Raw genomic sequence first — 18,876 nt, 5'->3', positions numbered from 1 at the left:
GTTCCGCAATCCACTCGGGATCGCAGCCTAGCGCGCGGGGCCTGCGCGCGGGGTGAACGCGACGGCTTGATCGCGCACCTGCCGCCCTCATGTCCAACTGACTCTCTGCGCTGCGAAGAAGGCACCACTGCCATGAGCCGATTCGACCTCTCATCCCCCGCGTCCGCCGAACGCGAGCGCCTGATCGCCGGGCTCGACGGCGAGGAGCGCCGGGTGCTGCTGCAGCATGGCACCGAGGCGCCGTTCTGCGGCGTGTTCCTGGACAACAAGCTGGAGGGCGTCTACACCTGCCGGCTGTGCGGGCTGCCGCTGTTCCGTTCCGGCGCCAAGTTCGATTCGGGTACCGGCTGGCCCAGCTTCTTCGCACCCTACCACCCGGCCCACGTGCGCGAGATCCGCGATACCCGCTACGGCATGGTCCGCACCGAGATCGTCTGCGCGCGCTGCGACAGCCACCTCGGCCACGTGTTCCCGGACGGCCCGCCGCCCAGCGGCGAACGGCACTGCCTGAATTCGGTGTCGCTGCAGTTCACTGCGCAGGGCCAGGCGCTGCCGAACCCGCTGCGGCGCGACGGCGGCGACGCCGAACCCGCCTGACCGGTGCCGCGGCCTCGCCACGCGGAAACCAGCGCCACGCCACGTTGTCTACTGGTTCGTCCACGCCTGGCCGCGGCCGCCGCCAGGCGCCGCCGCAGCGGCGTTTGCACCTGTCTCCGGCCGCGCCGCGGCGCCGGCGCCGCGGCGGTACCGGCTTCAGAAAGCCACCGCCGGGCCGAAATGGAAGTATCCCCGCTCTCGGCTCGCAGGCTGTTCCCGCCATGCTCATCATTGTTGGCTTCCTCGTCGTCGTCGTCAGCGTCGTCGGCGGCTATGTGCTCTCGCACGGCAAGCTTGGTGCGCTGTGGCAGCCGTACGAGGTCGTCATCATCTGCGGCGCGGCGCTGGGCGCGTTCCTGGTCAGCACCCCCGGCAAGACGGTGAAGGAGACCCTGGCCGGCATCCTGGCCGTGTTCAAGGGCCCCAAGTACAAGGCCGAGGACTACAAGAACGTCCTGACGCTGATCTACGAACTGCTGAACAAGGCGCGGCGCGACGGCTTCATGGCACTGGAAGACCACGTCGAGAAGCCCACCGAGAGCGCGATCTTCGGCAACTACCCGAAGGTGCTGGCCGACCACCACCTGCTCGACTTCATGACCGACTGCCTGCGCCTGATGATCGGCAGCAACATCGAACCGCACGAGTTGGAGCCGCTGCTGGAGCTGGAACTGGAAAAGCATCACCACGAGGCGCTGGCGCCCTCGCATGCGCTGGCCAAGGTCTCCGACGGCCTGCCGGGCTTCGGCATCGTCGCCGCGGTGCTGGGCATCGTCATCACCATGGGCGCGATCGGCGGCCCGATCGAAGAGATCGGCCACCATGTCGCCGCCGCGCTGGTCGGGACCTTTCTCGGCATTTTGCTGGCCTACGGCTTCGTCGCCCCGCTGTCGGCGGCGATGGAAGCGCGCGCCGAGCAGGACAGCCGCATCTACGAATCGGTGAAGACCGCACTGCTGGCCTGCCTGCGCGGCTACAACCCGAAGATCGCGCTGGAATTCGCGCGCAAGACCCTGCCGTCGGACGTGCGCCCGGGCTTCTCCGAGTTCGAAACGCACCTGAAGACGGTCAAGTAGCGCCGTCATGCCCGAAGCCAAAGCCACCGTCGTCATCCGCCGGGTCAAGAAGGTCCAGGGCGGCGGCCACCATGGCGGCGCCTGGAAGGTGGCCTATGCCGACTTCGTGACCGCGATGATGGCGTTCTTTCTGGTGCTGTGGCTGGTCGCGGCGACCACCAAGGAACAGCGCGCGGCGATCTCCGAATACTTCCGCAATCCCAGCCCGCTGCAAGGCAAGAGCCCGGCGCCGAGTCCCGGCATGGCCGGCCCCGGCGGCGCCAGCACCTCGATGATCAAGCTCGGCGGCGCGGCGGACCCGCAGCGCGGCGACAACAAGGATCCGTTCGGCAGCAGGAGCATGAAGGGCGACGTGCAGAGCAAGACGGCCGAGCGCGAAAAGGAGAAGCAGCGCCTGGAGACGCTGATGCAGGAGCTGAAGCAAGCGATCGACAAGAGCCAGGCGCTGGAACCGTTCAAGGACCAGTTGCTGCTGGACCTGACTCCGGACGGCCTGCGCATCCAGATCGTGGACAAGGAGAACCGGCCGATGTTCGACATCGGCAGCGCGGTGCTCAAGCCCTACACCCGCAACATCCTGCACGAGCTGTCCGGCTTCATCAACGAAGCGCCCAACCACATCAGCATCACCGGCCACACCGATCTCACGCCCTACGGCAGCAAGAACGGCTACAGCAACTGGGAGCTGAGCGCGGACCGCGCCAACGCGGCGCGGCGCGAGCTGGTGGTCGGCGGCATGGGCGAGGAGAAGGTCTCGCGCGTGGTCGGCCTGTCCTCCTCGGTACTGTTCGACAAGCAGAACCCGGACAACCCGATCAACCGCCGCATCAGCATCGTGGTGATGACCAAGGACGCCGAGGACGCAGCGCTGACCAGCAGCGGCCATGCCGTGGCGCTGGGCGCGCCGCAGGCCGACGCCGACACCAAGGTGCCGTACCTGGGCGTGGCGGCGGCGGCCACGCCGGCGCCGGCGCCGGCCGCCATCCCGGTGGCCAAGGCCGCAGCCCCGGCGGCGAACGCGGCCACGCCGGCGGCCGTGCCGATCGTGGCGCCGCGCACCACCGCCCCGGAGGCCGCCGCCGACGCGGCACGCGAAGCGATCCGGGCGGCCAACGGCGCCGGCGCCGGCAAGCCGCGCGCGGCTGCGCCGGCGCCCACGTCATCGGCGGCGGTGGCCACGGGTCCGGCGCAACGCTAAGCCCCCCCCCCCCGCCCCCCCCGGCAAAGCCGGGGGCGTTAGATGTGTGAGCCGCTCAAAGCGGCTGGCGGGGGCGCTGTGCGCCTCCCCTGGAAGGGCCGCCTGAAGGCGGCGCCGGTTACCTCAATAGCTGCAACCGATCCAGTCGACGATCTTCTGCCTCTTGGTTCCGGATGTACGCCCTGATCACCGCTTCGTCCCGGCCTACCGTCGAAACGAAGTACCCTCCGGCACAGAAATTCTGCCCCACGAAGCTTTGCTTCCGCTCCCCGTATACCCGGGCAAAATGGATCGCGCTCTTGCCCCTTGATGTAACCCACTACCTGCGACACTGCGTACTTCGGCGGAATCTCCAGAAGCATATGGACGTGGTCGGGCATCGAATGCGGCGACGGCGACGGCCAGCGACAGCAATGTGCACCGCAGCGCCGGGAAGCGATGAGCGACTGCAGGATCTCCTGGTGGATATGGCGAATAGGCGGTGCAGCGACACCCGGCGCGGCAGGCGACGGTTCGGCGCACGCGCCGCGCCGGACGCAATGACTACACCTGTCGTCAGGTGAGCTTTGCCTGCAACATGTAGGCAAGCCTGCCGAAGGCCATGCCCGCTCGGCCCCGCTTACAATGGCGGCCACTCCGCGAGCGAGACGAACGTGTCCAAGCAATCCAAAGCCAAGCGCGACAAGCGCAAGAAGCAGCAACCCAAGCGCGGTTTCGTCCGGTTGGGCCGCGAGCAGCCCATCGCCAACCACGCCGTGCTGCAGGACGAGAGCGGCCGGGTGCTGGCCGCGATCGGCCTGCAGGGCAACGGATGGCTGCTGGCGGTCGGCGGCCAGACCATGGGCAACGCCGACGACCCGGTGCCGCTGCTGGCGATGCTCAAGCACCTGGCCAACACACAGGAGCAGGAAGGCAACACCATCACCCTGGACTACTCGCCGCAGCTGCAGCAGATGATCGACGACCTGGCCGCCGACGAAGGCAAGACCGCGGGCGAGTACCTGGACGCGCTGGTCGCCCAATTCGCCACGGACGATGACACCGGCGCCGCTGCCAGCGACGACGACAATGCCGGCGATACGCGCAAGGCCGACGCGGACGCCAGCGACAAGCCCGCGCAGGCCTGATCGGCGCGATGGCGGTGTACATCGACGATGCAGTGCATCCCTGGCGCGGTGAGCGCTGGGGCCACTTGCTCGCCGATACGCTCGACGAACTGCATGCGATGGCGGCGCGGCTGGGCATCCCCCGCCGCGCCTTCCAGAACAAGCCCAGCGGCGTGCACTACGACGTGCCCGCCGCCTTGCGCGACGAAGCGATCCGGCTGGGCGCGGTCCCGGTTTCCAGGCATACTGATCGCGACCTGATCAAGGCGCTGATCCGCCAGGCACGCGCGCAGGCGCGCGGCACGCCCGGCTGAGCGGGAACGGGTGGGGCCGGGGCGCAGGGGGCGCACGAGCGCCCGAGGGCGTGCCGGACCGACAGAACGGCGTCTCCTCGCCCGGCCGCAGGTCTGGCGAGCGATCGGATCGACCTGGGAGCCCGCACCGTGTCAGTCGTCGCATCGCCTTCCGACAATGTGCCCTTGCACGTCGCGGTCCTGGAGGACGACAGCGCCCTGCGCGAAGACATCCTGATTCCGGGGCTGCGCGAGTTCGGATTCGAGGCGCGCGGCGCCGGCAGCGCGGGCGCGCTGTACCGACTCATGCTGGAATGCCGCTTCGACATGATCGTGCTCGACCTCGGCCTTCCCGACGAGAGCGGCCTGAGCGTGGTCGCGCATCTGCGCACGCTGTTCAACGGCCTGGGCATCGTCGTGCTCACCGGCAACCTGCGCCGGTCCGACCACGTTCGCGCGCTGAGCGGTGGCGCCGACGCTTTCCTGCGCAAGCCGGCCGACGCGGAAATCCTGGCGCTGACGCTGCGCAACCTGGCGCGGCGGCTGCGCCCCGACGCTCCCGACGCTCCCGACGCGACGGCGGCCAAGCCGGGCTGGCGGCTGGAGTCCGACGGCTGGTGCCTGGTCGCGCCGGACAGCCGCATCGTCGTGCTGACCACGCTCGAACGCAGCCTGATGCGCTGCCTGGACGCGCGCCGCGGCCAGGCGGTCGGGCGTGAGGCGCTGATCTCGGCGCTGGACGCGGACGCCTGCGATTTCGACCTGCACCGGCTGGAGATGCTGGTCCACCGGCTGCGGCGCAAGGCGGCCAGGCTCAGCGCGCCGGAGGAGGCACCGTTCCCGCTGCTGTCCTCGCGCGGAATGGGCTACCTGTTTGCCGGATGATCCGACGTCGCGGCGGCGGGCAGGTGCAGGCGGATGACGGCGCCGCCGTCTGCACCGTTGCCGGCCTCCACGCGCCCGCCCGCCGCCGCGACGATGTCGTTGACCACCGACAGGCCCAGGCCGGTGCCCTTGCCAACCGGCTTGGTCGTGTAGAACGGCTCCAGGATGCGGGCCAGCAACGGCCCGGGGATCCCCGGACCGGTATCGGACAGCGCCAGCACCACGTGGCCGTCCCGCGATTCGCCGCGGATGCGGAACACGCCGCGGCCGTCCATCGCATCGCGCGCGTTGGCGGCGATGTTGAGCACCGCCAGCTCCAGGTCGTCGAGATCCATCTCCACCCATAGCGGAACGCCTGGCGCGATGCCTTCCAGCCTGATCTCGTGCCCGAACAGCTGCCCGAGCATCGGCTCGGCCTCGACGAGCGCCTTGCGCGCGTCGAACACGCTGGAAATACCAGGCTCGGCGCGGCCGAAGTTGAGGATCTTGCGGCTGACCGCCAGCGCGCGGCGCGAAGCCGTCTCGATGTTTTCCAGCGTCTTGACCAGTGGCGCCACACCGTAGTCCTTCAGCGAGTCGCGGCGCTGGGCGTAGCCGATGATGACGTTGATGATGTTGTCGAAATCGTGCACCACGCCGGAGGCCAGCCGCCCCAGCGCCTCCATCCTCTGCGCGTGCAGCAATTGCGCCTGGACGCGCTCGCGCTCGGCCATCTCGCGCACCAGGCGAAGGTTCACCTGCTCCAGTTCGCGCCTGCGCGCCTCCGATTCCACCAGGCTGTCGCGCAGCGCGGCGATGGTGCGATCCAGAACCAGGGTGAGCAGCAGATAGGCGCCGACCGCGCCCAGGGTCAGGCCGGCGTTGCCCCAGCCCGGGCGGGTCGCGACGTTCCAGAGCGCCTGGACGATCGAGGCCAGGACGCAGGTCGCCGCAAGCGCCAGGAACACCTGCCACAGGCGACGCCGTCCCAGCACCATGCCGGCCAGGGCCAGGGCGATCGCCGGCATCGGATCGGTCATCAGGCCGTAGATGTCCACTCTGGCGTAGGTCAGCAGCGTCCCGGCCAGGATCGCGGCGATGAACGCCCTGGTTGCGGCCGGACTGCGGCCGCACCGAATCAGCAGCACGCCGGCCAGCGCGCCCAGCGCAGCGAGCGCGTTGCCGCCCAGGGCGAAGGCCAGTTCAGGCCTGGCTAGCAATTCGTTCGGCCGCGCCACGTACAGGAAAAACGCAATGTCGCCCAGCACGTACAGCGCGATCGCGATCAGCAACGCCTGCAGGAAGGAGGCGTGCCGGCGATGGATCGGATCGTCGTTCCTGCTCGTCGCCAGCCAACGAAACGCGGACACGGATTTCATGACGGACGCGGTCGCGGGCCGGGATCATGGGAAATATCCGCATCCTCACATCCGGCGTGAGCGGATGCAATCGTTGTTTGGTGACACGCGGCAGCGCTGGCGACTAACGTGCCACACGCCCCTGCACACGGTCGACGAAACTCCCGGACGCCCCGGATTCGTCGCGCCCGGCGTGTGGCGGCCGCCCTCATTCCTACGCCAGGGACTTCCCAATGAACGAGACGCTTCACGGCATTCTCGAGCGGCTGCAGCGCCAGTACGCCGCCATGTCCGCTCCGCTCCACCGCCGGGCCGCAAACCGGCGCCTGCTGCATTGCGCGGTGCTGGCGGCGCTGACGCTGGCGAGCGGTGCCGCGTTCGCGCAGGCGGCCGACGCCGACGCCGACGCGGCCGGCGCCACCGCGGCCGACAGCGGCCAGGCAGAGGATGCGGCCGATACCGGCAAGCATTTCCAGATCGTCGGCGGGACCGACGCGACCGGTGATGTCGGCGCCTTCGCGGGCCAGCCCTACGCGATCGCGATCGGCGAGGCCAGCAATGCGCTCGGCGAAGGCGGGATCGCGCTCGGCGCCGGGGCCACGGTGACCGACACGTTCGCGCTGGCGGCAGGCTATGCGGCCAACGCCACCGCCAAGTCCGCCATGGCGGTGGGCGGCATCGCCACCGTGTTCGACTACGACGAGGCCGGCAACATCGTCGGCAGCCACCAGGAATCCACCGAGGCCACCGGCGTGGCCGCCACCGCGCTCGGCGGCGGCGCCAAGGCGACGCAAGCGCTGACCACCGCGGTCGGCACCGGCTCCGTGGCCAGCGGCGTGCAGGGCACCGCGCTCGGTTACCGCGCGCAGGCCACCCAGGACGGGACCACCGCGGCGGGCGGCCTGGCGCAGGCGACCGGCTACGTGTCGACGGCGCTGGGCTACACCGCGCGGGCCAGCGCCGACTTCGCCACGGCGGCGGGCTTCGGCGCGCGCGGCACCGCGGCCAGCACGGTGGCGATGGGCTACAACGCACTGGCCGGCGGCGTCGACAGCGTGGCGATCGGTGGAGTCAGCACCGCGGCCGCAAGCGCCGGCAACAGCGTCAGCATCGCCGCCGCCACCGGCGTCGGCGGCATCGCGCTCGGCGCCGGCGCGCAAAGCCAGTCCGACTACGCGATCGCGCTGGGCTACAACGCCAACGTGTTCCCGAACGCGCCGGGCAACACCGACGCGGTGGCGATCGGCCACAGTGCCGCCTCGTTCGGGGCCAACACGGTCGCGATCGGCGGCTATGCGGGAACTCTGGACGCCGACTCGGTGGCGATCGGCCACGGCGCCAAGACCCGTAACGTCAACAGCACGGCGCTCGGCAGCAACGCGTCCACCTCGACGTACCAGGGCAACAACACCGCGCTCGGCGCCGACACCCAGACCAACGGCGCCGATGCGACCGCGATCGGCTACGGCGCGCGGGTCGGCACCTGGGTCGACGATGCCTGGAACCGCTCCGCCGCCAACGCGGTGGCGCTGGGCGCGCATTCCTACGCCAAGCGCAGCAACACGGTCGCGGTCGGCGACGTGGACGCCGGGCTGACCCGGCAGATCACCAGCGTCGCCGCCGGGACCGAGGCCACCGACGCGGTCAATCTGGCGCAGCTGCGCGGCGTCGCCAGCGCCCTCGGCGCCGGCAGCTACCTGATCCAGGGCAAGGCCTACACCGACATCGGCCTGGGCATGAGCGCCATCGACGCGGCGCTGAACGTGTTCGACAGCCGCATCGGCCGCCTGCAGACCGGCTTCGCCGGCAACGGCGTGGCGGTCGGCGGCGGCCAGGCACCCGTCGTCGGCGCGGGCAGCAACGCCGTGGCGATCGGTTCGGCCGCCACCGCCAACGGCGAGAACGGGTTGGCCGTCGGCGCCAACGCGCTGGCCTACGGCCCGCAGGACACCGCGCTGGGCGCCAACGCCCGGGTCGCCGCCGACGGCAGTACCGCGGTCGGCGCCAACGCCCGCATCGCCGCCGCGGCCACCAACGCCGTCGCGCTCGGCGAGAGCGCCAGCGTCTCGGCCGCCTCCGGCACCGCCCTCGGCCAGGGCGCCAGCGTCACCGCCGACGACGCCGTGGCGCTCGGGCGCGGCGCGGTCGCCGACCGCGCCGGCAGCGTCTCCGTCGGCAGCGCCGGCAGCGAGCGCCAGATCACCCACGTCGCCGCCGCCAGCGCCGACACCGACGCCGCCAACCTCGCCCAGGTCAATGCCGGCGACAGCCGCACCCTGAGCGCGGCCAACCGCTACACCGACAGCAAGATCTCCGCGTTCGACGACAGCTTCACCCAATTGCGCGACGACACCGCGCGCCGCTTGCAGGGCATGGACCGCCGCCTCGAGCGCATGGGCGCGATGAGTTCGGCCATGCTCAACATGGCGGTCAACGCCGCCGGCAGCCAGAGTCCGCGCGGCCGCATCGCGGTCGGCAGCGGCTTCCAGGGCGGCGAGAAGGCGCTGTCGGTCGGCTACGCCAGAAAGATCGGCGAGCGCGGCTCGTTCAGCCTGGGCGGCGCCTTCAGCGGCAGCGAGCGCTCCGCCGGCGTCGGTTTCGGCGTGGACCTGTAGGCCTTGCCCGGCGCGCGGCGCCGTCCCTTCCCTCTGTTCGATCCCTCGCGAGACCTTTGCCATGAACACTGCTTCGCTGCCGACCGGGACCCTGCTGTTGAGCGCCATCCTCGCCACCGCCGCCTTCCAGGCCCATGCCGCGGACGCGGATCCCATGCTGCGCAAACCGCCGGCGGCCCGCACCGCCACCGTCCCGGGCACCAGCCGTCTGGTCGTCAAATACAACCGCGGCGTGCCTTCCGACGGCACCCGCGTAGCGATCCTGCGTTCGGCCGCGCGCCGCGCCGGCGTGATGCGGACCACGGCCGGCGCCGGCCGCTCGGCCCCGCTCGGCGCACGCGTGCTGCGCCGCACCGGGACCGGCGCCAGCCTGCTGGACGTGGCGCGCACCCTGAGCAGCGCCGAGCAGGCCACGCTGCTGGCCGAACTGCGCGCCGATCCGGACGTGCAGTACGCCGCCTTCGAGCGCATGCTGCGCCCGATCGACGACCTCCGCGGCGGCGTGGTCGAGGTGGCCGCGGCCACGGCCGACACGCGGCAGGCCGCCAGCGCTGCGGCGATCCCCAACGACAAGTTCTATGCTCAGCGCCAGTGGCACCTGCAGGGCGGCAGCGGGGGCATCCGCGCGCCCGGGGCCTGGGCCAGGTCCACCGGCAAGGGCGTGGTGGTCGCGGTGCTCGACACCGGGATCCTGCCCGACCATCCGGACCTGAAGAACAACGACCATCTGCTGCCGGGCTACGACTTCATCAGCAATCCGGTGGTCTCGCGCCGCGCCAGCGGCGCGCGCGTGCCGGGCGCGCTGGACTACGGCGACTGGACCGAGGACAACAACCCGTGCGGCCTGCCGGCGGAGGACAGCTCCTGGCACGGCACCCACACCGCCGGCACCATCGGCGAGCTGACCAACAACGCGATCGGCGGCGCCGGCGCGGCGTACGACGCGCAGATCCTGCCGATGCGCGTGCTCGGCCAGTGCGGCGGGTCCAGTTCCGACATCGCCGATGCGATCGTCTGGGCCTCCGGCGGCCACGTCGACGGCGTGCCGGACAACACCAACCCGGCCGAGGTCCTCAGCCTGAGCCTGGGCGCTCCGGGCACCTGCGACGACGAGATGCAGAGCGCGATCAATCAGGCGGTGGGCAACGGCAGCGTCGTGGTGATCGCGGCAGGCAACGATGCCACCAACGCGGCGCAGTTCAGCCCGGCGAGCTGCAAGAACGTCATCACCGTCGGCGCCACGCGCATCACCGGCGGCATCGCCTCCTACTCAAACTTCGGCGCGACCGTGGACCTGGCCGGTCCCGGCGGCGGCGGCGGCAGCGACACCGGCAACGGCGGCTGGGACGGCTTCGTGCTGTCCACCGGGTATACCGGCAAGACCACCCCTGGTTCCGGCGACTATGCCTACGTCGGCATGAGCGGCACCTCGATGGCCACGCCGCACGTGGCGGCGGTCGCCGCGCTGGTGCAGAGCGCGCTCGCCACGGCCGGCAAGAGCCCGCTGACGCCGGCGCAGATGGAGGACATGCTGCGCCGGACCGCACGTGCCTTCCCGGTCAGGCCACCGGCCTCCACCCCGATCGGCAGCGGCATCGTCGATGCCGAGGCGGCGGTCGCGTACGTGCAGGACAACTGCAACAGCGGCAGCTGCACCCCGGTCACCACCACGCTGACGAACCGGGTCGCGGCCGGCGGACAGAGCACCGGCGAAGGCGGTACGCTCATGTTCGCCTACACGGCCACCGCCGGCACCGCGCTGAACATCCTCAGCTACGGCGGCGGCGGCAATGTGGCGATGTACGTCAAGTACGGCGCCGAACCCAGCAGCAGCCGCTACGACCTGGTGTCGGCGCGGGTCGGCAGCGCGCAGACGCTGCGCGTGGCGGCGGCGAAAGCCGGCACCTACTACATCGCGCTGGTGGGCGGCAGCGGAGGCTATGGCAACGTCTCGGTGCTGGCGCGCCAGTAGCGCCTGCCGGTCCGGCCGGCCGGGAAGCGGCGCCGTGCGTCCCGGCGCGGGCCGGCATCCGGCCGCGACCGGCTCAGAACGGATCGCTGCCCGGGCGCAGGTCGATGCCCAGGATCGCCGCCAGCCGCTGCATGTCCTCGTCGTCGCGGCTCAGCGCCATCCAGCCGGCGCAGTCGCCGCCGCCGGTGTCCCAGCACCAGATGCTGTAGCCGTACTCGCGCAGGCGGTCGTAGGCCACCGCCAGCAGCGAGGCGGTGTCGTGGGCGCCGAGGAAGTCCTCGTCGTCGAGGTCGCCGCCCCAGTCGATGCGCAGGTTCCAGCGCGCGGCCAGTTCGTCGATCGCGCCGACCAGCGCTTCGGCGTCGGCGCCGCCCACGTAGAAGCCGGAGGTCCAGTCGATGGCGTCCTGCAGCGTCCGCAGCCAGTGGTCGCCCTCGTCCTCGGCCTCGCCCGCCGCTTCGCGGTAGGCGTCGAACTGGCGCAGCGCGGTTTCCTCGTCGCCGGGATTGATCAGCAGCAGCAGGTTCCAGATCAGTCCCTGCCGGGTGTCGGGATCGTCGTCGTCCGCGTCGCCGGGCAGGTCGTCGGGGTCGTCGTAGTCGGCGCTGTTGTCGGGCATGGCGGCGGATCGGTGCGGCGGGATGCGCAGTGTGCCGTGCCGGGCGAGGCGACGGAAGCGCGGCGGAATTCGTCGGCGACGCCGCCGCGGGCGTTTATCCTTCGCTCCCAGGAAGACGGCGCTGCCGCCCGCCGCCAAGCGAACCCACGACGATGCCCGACACCGCTCCCGATCACCTGCGATCAGCCAGCAGAACCCGTTCCACGACGCCGCGGCGCTCGCATGCGGCGTCGGCATCCGCTTCAACGGCGTGGAACGCGACAACGTGGACGAGTATTCGGTCAGCGCAGGCTGGATCCGCGTGCAGGTCGGCAAGGCCCGCGACCGCCGCGGCAATCCGACGACGATGACGGTCAACGGCAAGGTCCAAGCCTACTACCTGGAAACCGACTGAGCGCAGCGCCGCTGCCTTGCGCCTCCGGCTGGGCCGGCGCCGGCTCAGGACTTGAGCCGGTAGCCGCTGCGGAAGATCGCCCAGACCACGGCCAGGCACAGCGCCAGGAACACCACGGTCATGCTCGCGCTGACCGCGATGTGCACGTCGGCCTTGCCGAAGAACGCCCAGCGGAAGCCGCTGACCAGGTACACCACTGGATTGAACAGGCTGATCTTCTGCCACAGCGGCGGCAGCATGCCGATCGAGTAGAAACTGCCGCCGAGGAAGGTCAGCGGGGTGACCACCATCAGCGGGATCACCTGCAGCTTCTCGAAGCCGTCGGCCCAGATGCCGATGATGAAGCCGAACAGGCTGAAGGTCAGCGCGGTCAGCACCAGGAAGCCGAACATCCACAGCGGATGCGCGATCTGGTACGGCACGAACGCGCGCGCGGTGAGCAGGATCAACAGGCCCAGCAGCACCGACTTGCTGGCCGCCGCGCCGACGTAGCCGATCGCCACCTCCCACCACGCCACCGGCGCGGACAGCACCTCGTAGATGGTGCCGGCCCAGCGCGGCATGTAGATGCCGAAGGAGGCGTTGGAGATGCTCTCGTTGAGCAGCGACAGCATCACCAGCCCGGGGATGATGTAGGCGCCGTAGCCGATCCCGTCGATGGCGCCCATGCGCGAGCCGATCGCCGCGCCGAACACCACGAAGTACAGCGAGGTCGACAGCACCGGCGAGGCGATCGACTGGGTCAGGGTGCGGAAGGTGCGCGCCATCTCGAAACGGTAGATCGCCGCGATCGCATGCAGGTTCATGCGCGCGCCTCCGCGCCGGCGGCGGCTGGGCGCACGAGGTTGACGAAGATCTCTTCCAGCGAGCTTTCGCTGGAATGCAGGTCCTTGATCTCCACGCCGTGCTCCTCCAGTTGCCGCAGCAGGCGGCCGATGCCGGTTTGCTCGGCCTGCACGTCGTAGGTATAGGTCAGGGTGGCGCCGTCGGCGGACAGTTGCAGCGGCTGCGCTGCCAGCGCCGCGGGCAGTGCCGGCAGCGGCGCCTGCAGGGTCAGCGCCAGCTGCTTTTTGCCCAGCTTGCGCATCAGCGTGCGCTTGTCCTCCACCAGCACCAGTTCGCCGCGGGCGATCACGCCGACGCGGTCGGCCATGTCCTGCGCTTCCTCGATGTAGTGCGTGGTCAGGATGATGGTGGTGCCCTGCTCGCGCAGGCGCCGCACCATCTGCCACATGTCGTGGCGCAGCTCCACGTCCACGCCGGCGGTGGGTTCGTCCAGGAACAGGATGCTCGGCTCGTGCGCCAGCGCCTTGGCGATCAGCACGCGCCGCTTCATGCCGCCGGACAGCGTGGCTATCTTGCTGTCGCGCTTGTCCCACAGCGACAGCTCGCGCAGCACCTGCTCCAGGTAGGCCGGGTTCTTCGGCTTGCCGAACAGGCCGCGGCTGAAGCGCAGCGTCGCCCACACCGTCTCGAACGCATCGGTGGCCAGTTCCTGCGGCACCAGCCCGATCTTGGCGCGTGCGGCGCGGTAGTCGCGCACGATGTCGTGGCCATCGGCCAGCACCCGGCCGCTGCTGGGATTGACCAGGCCGCAGACCACGCCGATCAGCGTGGTCTTGCCTGCACCGTTGGGACCGAGCAGGGCGAAGATCTCGCCGCGCTGGATGTCCAGGTCGATGCCCTTCAGGGCCTGGAAGCCGCCGGCATAGGTCTTGGTGAGCTGTTGGATGGAAATGATCGGGGACACGCGGATTCCTTTGCGGGACTCGGGACTCGGGACTCGGGACTCGGGACTCGAAGAGCCTAGCAGCAGCGTCGTTGCGAGCATGGCACCGCCTCCGCCAGCCCGACCGGCATACGACCCCGCATATCCCTCGAGTCCCCAGTCCCGGCCCTCAACTCTTGCGCCGCGCCTCCAGCAAATCCAGGTTGCGGATCAGCCGGCGCGCGATCTCGTCGGAGATCTTGCGCTGACGGGTCAGCTTGAACAGCTCCTGGCGTTCGGCCTGCAGACCGGCATGGCGCAGCTGGCGCAACACATCGTCCAGCCGTCGCGCCTCCTCCGGGTCGCTCTCCATCGCCTCGCCATGGTCGAGGTGGCGCTGGTACAGGGCGCTTACCCGAGTCGCTGCCTCGTTGTAGAGATCGGCGTGTTCGCTGTCGTGCGCCAGCCGTTGGCGCAGTTTCTCCACCGCCGCCAGCGCCGCGCGCGAGGACTCGCGCCGCGCCAGGTCCTCCTCCAAACGGTCGCTGGGTTCCTCCGGCAGTTCCAGGCCGCGCAGCAGCCGCGGCAGCGCCACGCTGGCGACCAGCAGCGAGGTCACGATCACCGCGCTGGCCAGGAAGATCGCCAGGTCGCGCGCCGGGAACGCCGCGCCGGTGGGCAGGGCCAGCGGCAGGGTCAGCACGCCGGCCAGGGTGATCGCGCCGCGCACCCCGGCCAGCGACGTGGCCACGATGATCCGCCACGGCGGGCTGCGCCGGGCCTCGCCGCGGCGCCGCGCCTTGAGCAGGTTCCAGCGCAGCGACAGCCATACCCAGACGAAGCGCAGCAGCAACAGGCCAAGGTAGATCGCCAGCGCATACCCCAGCAGCCACCACGGATTGAGGTGCCCGGCTTCATCGATGTTGTGCACCGCGCCCTGCACGATCCCCGGCAACTGCTCGCCGAGCAGCACGAACATGATGCCGTTGAGGGTGAACTGAACCATGTCCCAGACCGCCGAGCGCTGCACGCGCATGCTGCCCGGGGCGCGGCCGCTCAGTTCCACGTAGCTCATGCTGATGCCGGCGGCGACCGCGGCGAGGATGCCGGAGGCGTCGATCGCCTCGGCCAGCAGGTAGGCGGCGAACGGCAGCAGCAGGTTGACCAGGATCGCCGCGCCGGGCTCCTCGCCGACCTGGCGCCAGATCCAGCGCTGCGCCAGGCTGGTGCCCACGGTGACCGCGACGCCGGCCGCGACGCCGACCAGCGCCACCCACAGGAAGGTCAGCGAGGCGTCGGCCAGCGAGAACATGCCGGTCATCACCGCGGCCACCGCGAACTGGAAGCAGACCAGGCCGGACGCGTCGTTGAGCAGCGACTCGCCTTCCAGGATGTGCATCAGGCGCTTGGGAATCGGCGCCCGCGACGCGATCGAGGACACCGCGACCGGATCGGTGGGCGAGACCACCGCGGCTAGCGCGAACGCCACCGCCAGCGGCATGGCCGGGATCATCCAGTGGATCAGGAAGCCGGCGCCGAGCACGGTGAACACCACCAGGCCCAGCGCCAGCTCCAGGATCGCGCCCTTGTCGCGGAACAGGCCCTGCTTGGGGATGCGCCAGCCATCCAGGAACAGCAGCGGCGGCAGGAACAGCAGGAAGAACAGTTCCGGCTCCAGCGTATAGCCCTTCTTGAACACCCCGGCGATGACCGCGCCGAGGCCGATCTGCACCAGCGGCAACGGCAGCGAGAACGGCAGCATTCGCACCAGATAACCGCTGGCCACCACCGCCAGCAGCATCGCCAACACCACTTCGATCGAATGCATCTTCTTCCGGACGCCAACGCCGCGCCGGCGCCGCATCATGAATGGGGGAAGCGGCAAGCAAAGCGCACCGCAGGCGCGATGTCCAGTAGCGCGAGCGCGCGGCGTTTATGCGCTGGCGCGGAACACCATGCGCGGTGCGCCGTTGTGGCGGAACCTGCGGGGCATGCGGCGGCGGACCGCCACGGGCGAACGCCGGGAGCCGCGAACGGCGGCGTGCAGCCTGGTGCCCTGCCACCGGTGGCCGCATGCCCCCTGCAGGCGCGCATCGCAGCGCGTTCGCGGGCGATCGGCGGCACGATCCCTACGCCCCGCCCTTATACTTTTTCCGGCCCCCGCAGAGTATCGATCCGCTACCCGCTCAGGCCCGAACCCAACGTGCCGTTGCCGTCGGAGACCCCATGCTTACCATCCAAGCCCTCAACAACTTCATCAGCGGCCAGGCGGCGAACGGCAGCGTGTCGCGGATCTGGCACCTGATCGGCGAGCATTTCGAACAGGCCCAGGCGACCCTGCCCACCGAACACGCGATGCAGCGGCGCGAGCTGTCGTTCCACGATCACGTCCGGCTGTTGGGATATCTGTGCCTGCTGCTCGAAGGCGTACCCGGCGACCTGGTGGAGATCGGCGTATGGAAGGGCAAGTCGCTGGCGCTGATGAACGAGGTCAGCAATCGCGAGCGCAGGGTGATCGGCCTGGATCCGTTCGCATTGCCGAACCAGTTCGAAGAATTCGACCACTACCGGCAACTCCTGCTGCCCAACGCGCTGTTCATCCGCGGCTTCTCGGAGTTCTGCGCCCAGCACTTCTACAACATGAAGCCGCAGGTCGCGCTGTTGCATATCGACGGCGGGCATACCGGGCGCAACGTGCTGCTGGATTTCCTGCTGCACTCGCCCAGCGTGGTGCCTGGCGGGTTCGTGGTGTTCGACGATTACGGCGACCACGAGCACTCCCCGGAAGTCGGCCCCGCGGTCAATCTTCTCAGAGCCACGGGCTGCTTCAATGGCTTCCATAGTCCTGGGCTGCGTGCATGGGTTCGAGAACAGCTACATGCTGCAGCGGCTGTGAGCCATCGGCCGGCGCCGTGGGCGCGATGGCCTTGGAACAACCATAGGCATCGCCAGGCGCGACGCCGCGATCAGCGGCGCTGTTCCGCATCCGCGCTGCACGGCGTTTCCGCGGCCATCGCCAGCGCGCGCAAGTCGTCGACGAAACCGCGGTAGGCTGCCTCGCCGGCCTGGTTCCCGCGCTGGCGCAGCAGCCACGACGGATGCACCGTGGCCATGGCGCGGGCGCCATCGACCAGCGTCCGCCACTGGCCGCGCTGCGCCATCAGCGCGAAGCCATTGCCCAGCACCGCGCGCGCCGCGGTCGCGCCCAGGCACAGCACGACGCGCGGGCGCACCCGCGCCAGCCCGGCGGCCAGCCAGAAGCGGCGGGCCGCGACCTGCGTGCGCTCGGGATTGCGGTGCAGCCGCACCTTGCCGCGCTGCTCGAAACGGAAATGCTTGACCGCATTGGTCACGTACAGCCCGGCGCGGGCGATGCCGAGCTCGTCCAGCGCACGATCGAACAGGCGCCCGGCCGGACCGACGAACGGCCGGTCCTCCTCGTCGCCGGGCTGCTCGCCCACCACCATCACCGCGGCGTCGTGCGGGCCCTCGCCGAACACGGTCTGCGTGGCCGGGCCACCGCACGCAGCGGCGGCAGTCGCGCGCGGCGGCGCGCAGCGCTTCGAGGCGATCGCGGCCGGCGGTGACGGCGCGGGAATAAGCCGGCGCAGCGGCTCCTGCACGCGCTCGGCCATCTCCCGCACGCGCTGCCCGGCATCGCGGATCAGGCCCGGCAGCAAGCGGGTTCCCGGCAGGTTCTTCCAGTACGTCTGCGGCATTTCCTGGCGCATCGGGATTGAGCCGCGCCGGATTGAAGATGTTGGCGTAGTAGGTCCGCCACAGCGCGTCCTGCGCATCCCCTCCCAGACCAGCGACGCCGACGCCGACGCCACCTGCGTACACCACGCCGCCCGCCACGCCTCCAGGCTCCACGCTGGCATCACCTCAGAAAGCGACTCGCGCCTACAGGCGCGAAAGCGCTTGATCTTGATCTTGCTTCAGCTGCTGCCTCCAGTTGCGGTTGCAGTCACCATCGCAACACCCCAGCCCCAACAGCACCACCCCATCGCGTCAATCAAACAACCCACCCTGTCCAGGCGCCGGCGCCAACTGCGCCCGCAACCACTGCGGATCGTCCAAGCGCCGCCGCGGATGATGATGATCCACCACACTGACGAACGGCAACACCTTCTTCATCGGCATGGGGATGGGACGGTCCAATGAATGGCGCTGCTTTTCTCGCCTATATCCAAAGGCGTCTGTGCCCGACCCTGTGCCCGGGCGACATCGTGGTCGCCGACAACCTGTCATGCCACGAAGCGGCCGGTGTCAGGGAAGCGATCGAAGCGCTCGGCGCCACCTTGCTCTACTTGCCACCGCATCCGCCCGCCCTCCATCCGATCGAGAAGATGTTCTCCAAGCGCAAGGCCCTTTTACGCAAAGACGCCAAGCGAACCGTGGATGCCTTGTGGACCGAGATCGGCACGCGACTGGATGTGTTGACGTCTCACCAATGCTCCAACGATTTCGCTTCATGCCGATACGTAAATAAATAAATCGAAAATCATCTAGTCGTCGTGCGGGACCGCCGGACTGGCGAGGATGCGCTGGTAGAAGGCCAGATCCAGCCAGCGCCCGAACTTGAAGCCGGCCTCGCGCACGGTGCCGGCGTGCACGAAGCCCAACTGCTCGTGCAGGGCGATGCTGCCGGCGTTGCTGGCGTCGATGCCACCCACCAGCACGTGCACGCCGCGCGCCTGCGCGGCCTCGACCAGCGCCAGCAGCAAGCGCCGGCCCAGACCCTTGCCGCGATGTTCGCAGTGCACGTAGACCGAATGCTCGACGCTGTACTTGAACGCCGGCCAGGCGCGGAAGGTGCCGTAGCTGGCGAAGCCGAGCAGGGTGCCGGCCGCGTCCTCGATCCCGATCACCGGGAAGCCGCCGGCGCGCTTGGTCGCGAACCAGCCCACCATGCTTTCGGGCGGGCGCGGCCGGTAATCGTAGAGGGCGGTCGAGCGGACGATGGCCTCGTTGAAGATCTCCAGGATCGCGGCGGCATGGCGCTGCTCGGTGCATTCGATGAGGCGCATGGGGGAGTCCTGGAAACCGGTTGCAGCGTAATGGAAACGAATCGGC

17 protein-coding genes and 3 pseudogenes are annotated in these 18,876 nt (G+C 70.0%); 11 read left to right on the top strand and 9 right to left on the bottom strand.

Annotation, left to right across the window (positions count from 1 at the left end):
- The first annotated feature begins 132 nt into the window (after window positions 1-132).
- From msrB to motB, 3 genes are all read left to right on the top strand, one after another.
- The gene (gene msrB / locus G4Q83_RS20430) at window positions 133-597 is read left to right on the top strand and encodes a peptide-methionine (R)-S-oxide reductase MsrB (RefSeq protein WP_128421604.1); all 465 of its coding nucleotides are present in this window, start codon (window positions 133-135) and stop codon (window positions 595-597) included.
- A 221-nt stretch (window positions 598-818) separates the two neighbouring features.
- Window positions 819-1,673 carry a flagellar motor stator protein MotA gene (gene motA, locus G4Q83_RS20425; protein ID WP_128421605.1) on the top strand — a complete coding sequence of 285 codons (855 nt, stop codon included), beginning with the start codon at window positions 819-821 and terminating at the stop codon, window positions 1,671-1,673.
- Window positions 1,674-1,680: 7 nt separating this feature from the next.
- Entirely contained in the window at window positions 1,681-2,871 is a 1,191-nt protein-coding gene (motB, locus tag G4Q83_RS20420) for a flagellar motor protein MotB (protein ID WP_185817276.1), read from the top strand.
- Window positions 2,872-2,989: 118 nt separating this feature from the next.
- On the opposite strand, the pseudogene tnpA reads toward motB, so the two are convergent.
- Window positions 2,990-3,257, bottom strand: a pseudogene (gene tnpA, locus G4Q83_RS20415) (IS200/IS605 family transposase); the annotation flags it as partial.
- A gap of 267 nt (window positions 3,258-3,524) precedes the next feature.
- On the opposite strand from tnpA, the gene G4Q83_RS20410 reads away from it, so the two are divergent.
- The 3 genes from G4Q83_RS20410 to G4Q83_RS20400 all read left to right on the top strand — a co-directional run bounded on the left by G4Q83_RS20410 (window position 3,525) and on the right by G4Q83_RS20400 (window position 5,155).
- On the top strand, window positions 3,525-3,998 hold the full coding sequence (locus G4Q83_RS20410) for a hypothetical protein (RefSeq protein ID WP_128419944.1): 474 nt from the start codon (window positions 3,525-3,527) through the stop codon (window positions 3,996-3,998).
- Window positions 3,999-4,006: 8 nt separating this feature from the next.
- On the top strand, window positions 4,007-4,291 hold the full coding sequence (locus G4Q83_RS20405) for a DUF4031 domain-containing protein (RefSeq protein WP_128419945.1): 285 nt from the start codon (window positions 4,007-4,009) through the stop codon (window positions 4,289-4,291).
- A 165-nt stretch (window positions 4,292-4,456) separates the two neighbouring features.
- Window positions 4,457-5,155 carry a response regulator transcription factor gene (locus G4Q83_RS20400; protein WP_128419946.1) on the top strand — a complete coding sequence of 233 codons (699 nt, stop codon included), beginning with the start codon at window positions 4,457-4,459 and terminating at the stop codon, window positions 5,153-5,155.
- On the opposite strand, the gene G4Q83_RS20395 is transcribed toward G4Q83_RS20400, so the two are convergent.
- The gene (locus tag G4Q83_RS20395; RefSeq protein WP_128419947.1) at window positions 5,137-6,513 is read right to left on the bottom strand and encodes a sensor histidine kinase; all 1,377 of its coding nucleotides are present in this window, start codon (window positions 6,511-6,513) and stop codon (window positions 5,137-5,139) included. The two genes, G4Q83_RS20400 and G4Q83_RS20395, sit on opposite strands and share 19 nt — an antisense overlap.
- A 212-nt stretch (window positions 6,514-6,725) precedes the next feature.
- Between G4Q83_RS20395 and G4Q83_RS20390 the strand changes: the two genes are divergently transcribed.
- Complete coding sequence (locus G4Q83_RS20390; RefSeq protein ID WP_128419948.1) at window positions 6,726-9,107, top strand: YadA family autotransporter adhesin; 2,382 nt, start codon at window positions 6,726-6,728, stop codon at window positions 9,105-9,107.
- A 61-nt stretch (window positions 9,108-9,168) separates the two neighbouring features.
- Window positions 9,169-11,079 (top strand): S8 family peptidase, encoded by a 1,911-nt coding sequence (locus G4Q83_RS20385; RefSeq protein ID WP_128419949.1) that lies wholly within the window; start codon window positions 9,169-9,171, stop codon window positions 11,077-11,079.
- Between the two features lie 73 nt (window positions 11,080-11,152).
- On the opposite strand, the gene G4Q83_RS20380 is transcribed toward G4Q83_RS20385, so the two are convergent.
- Window positions 11,153-11,698: a DUF6630 family protein gene (locus G4Q83_RS20380; RefSeq protein WP_128419950.1), complete on the bottom strand. Its 546-nt coding sequence runs from the start codon at window positions 11,696-11,698 to the stop codon at window positions 11,153-11,155.
- 152 nt (window positions 11,699-11,850) lie between these two features.
- On the opposite strand from G4Q83_RS20380, the pseudogene G4Q83_RS20375 reads away from it, so the two are divergent.
- A pseudogene (locus G4Q83_RS20375) lies at window positions 11,851-12,092 on the top strand (DUF3297 family protein).
- Between the two features lie 44 nt (window positions 12,093-12,136).
- On the opposite strand, the gene G4Q83_RS20370 reads toward G4Q83_RS20375, so the two are convergent.
- From G4Q83_RS20370 to G4Q83_RS20360, 3 genes are all read right to left on the bottom strand, one after another.
- A complete protein-coding gene (locus tag G4Q83_RS20370; RefSeq protein WP_128419951.1) occupies window positions 12,137-12,898 on the bottom strand; it encodes an ABC transporter permease in 762 nt (253 codons plus the stop codon).
- A complete protein-coding gene (locus G4Q83_RS20365; protein ID WP_128419952.1) occupies window positions 12,895-13,842 on the bottom strand; it encodes an ABC transporter ATP-binding protein in 948 nt (315 codons plus the stop codon). The genes G4Q83_RS20370 and G4Q83_RS20365 overlap by 4 nt, the downstream gene beginning before the upstream one ends.
- A gap of 148 nt (window positions 13,843-13,990) precedes the next feature.
- Window positions 13,991-15,628, bottom strand: a complete 1,638-nt coding sequence (locus tag G4Q83_RS20360) for a Na+/H+ antiporter (RefSeq protein WP_128419953.1) — start codon at window positions 15,626-15,628, stop codon at window positions 13,991-13,993.
- A 245-nt stretch (window positions 15,629-15,873) separates the two neighbouring features.
- On the opposite strand from G4Q83_RS20360, the gene G4Q83_RS20355 reads away from it, so the two are divergent.
- Window positions 15,874-16,851, top strand: coding sequence for a class I SAM-dependent methyltransferase (locus tag G4Q83_RS20355; protein WP_246432186.1), 978 nt, complete (start codon window positions 15,874-15,876; stop codon window positions 16,849-16,851).
- Here the strand turns inward: G4Q83_RS20355 and G4Q83_RS20350 are convergent.
- Entirely contained in the window at window positions 16,767-17,519 is a 753-nt protein-coding gene (locus G4Q83_RS20350; RefSeq protein ID WP_246432185.1) for a UdgX family uracil-DNA binding protein, read from the bottom strand. The two genes, G4Q83_RS20355 and G4Q83_RS20350, sit on opposite strands and share 85 nt — an antisense overlap.
- A gap of 292 nt (window positions 17,520-17,811) precedes the next feature.
- Window positions 17,812-17,943 (bottom strand): annotated as a pseudogene (locus tag G4Q83_RS20345) (putative DNA modification/repair radical SAM protein); the annotation flags it as partial.
- A 17-nt stretch (window positions 17,944-17,960) separates the two neighbouring features.
- Between G4Q83_RS20345 and G4Q83_RS20340 the strand changes: the two are divergent.
- Window positions 17,961-18,296, top strand: a complete 336-nt coding sequence (locus G4Q83_RS20340) for a transposase (RefSeq protein WP_128419954.1) — start codon at window positions 17,961-17,963, stop codon at window positions 18,294-18,296.
- 12 nt (window positions 18,297-18,308) lie between these two features.
- Here the strand turns inward: G4Q83_RS20340 and G4Q83_RS20335 are convergent, their stop codons facing one another.
- Entirely contained in the window at window positions 18,309-18,830 is a 522-nt protein-coding gene (locus tag G4Q83_RS20335; RefSeq protein ID WP_128419955.1) for a GNAT family N-acetyltransferase, read from the bottom strand.
- Window positions 18,831-18,876 lie beyond the last annotated feature (46 nt).

Source organism: Xanthomonas theicola, from assembly GCF_014236795.1.
Taxonomy (GTDB): domain Bacteria; phylum Pseudomonadota; class Gammaproteobacteria; order Xanthomonadales; family Xanthomonadaceae; genus Xanthomonas_A; species Xanthomonas_A theicola.
Note: the sequence above shows the minus strand (reverse complement) of the source record. Positions and strands in the feature narration are given on the sequence as shown.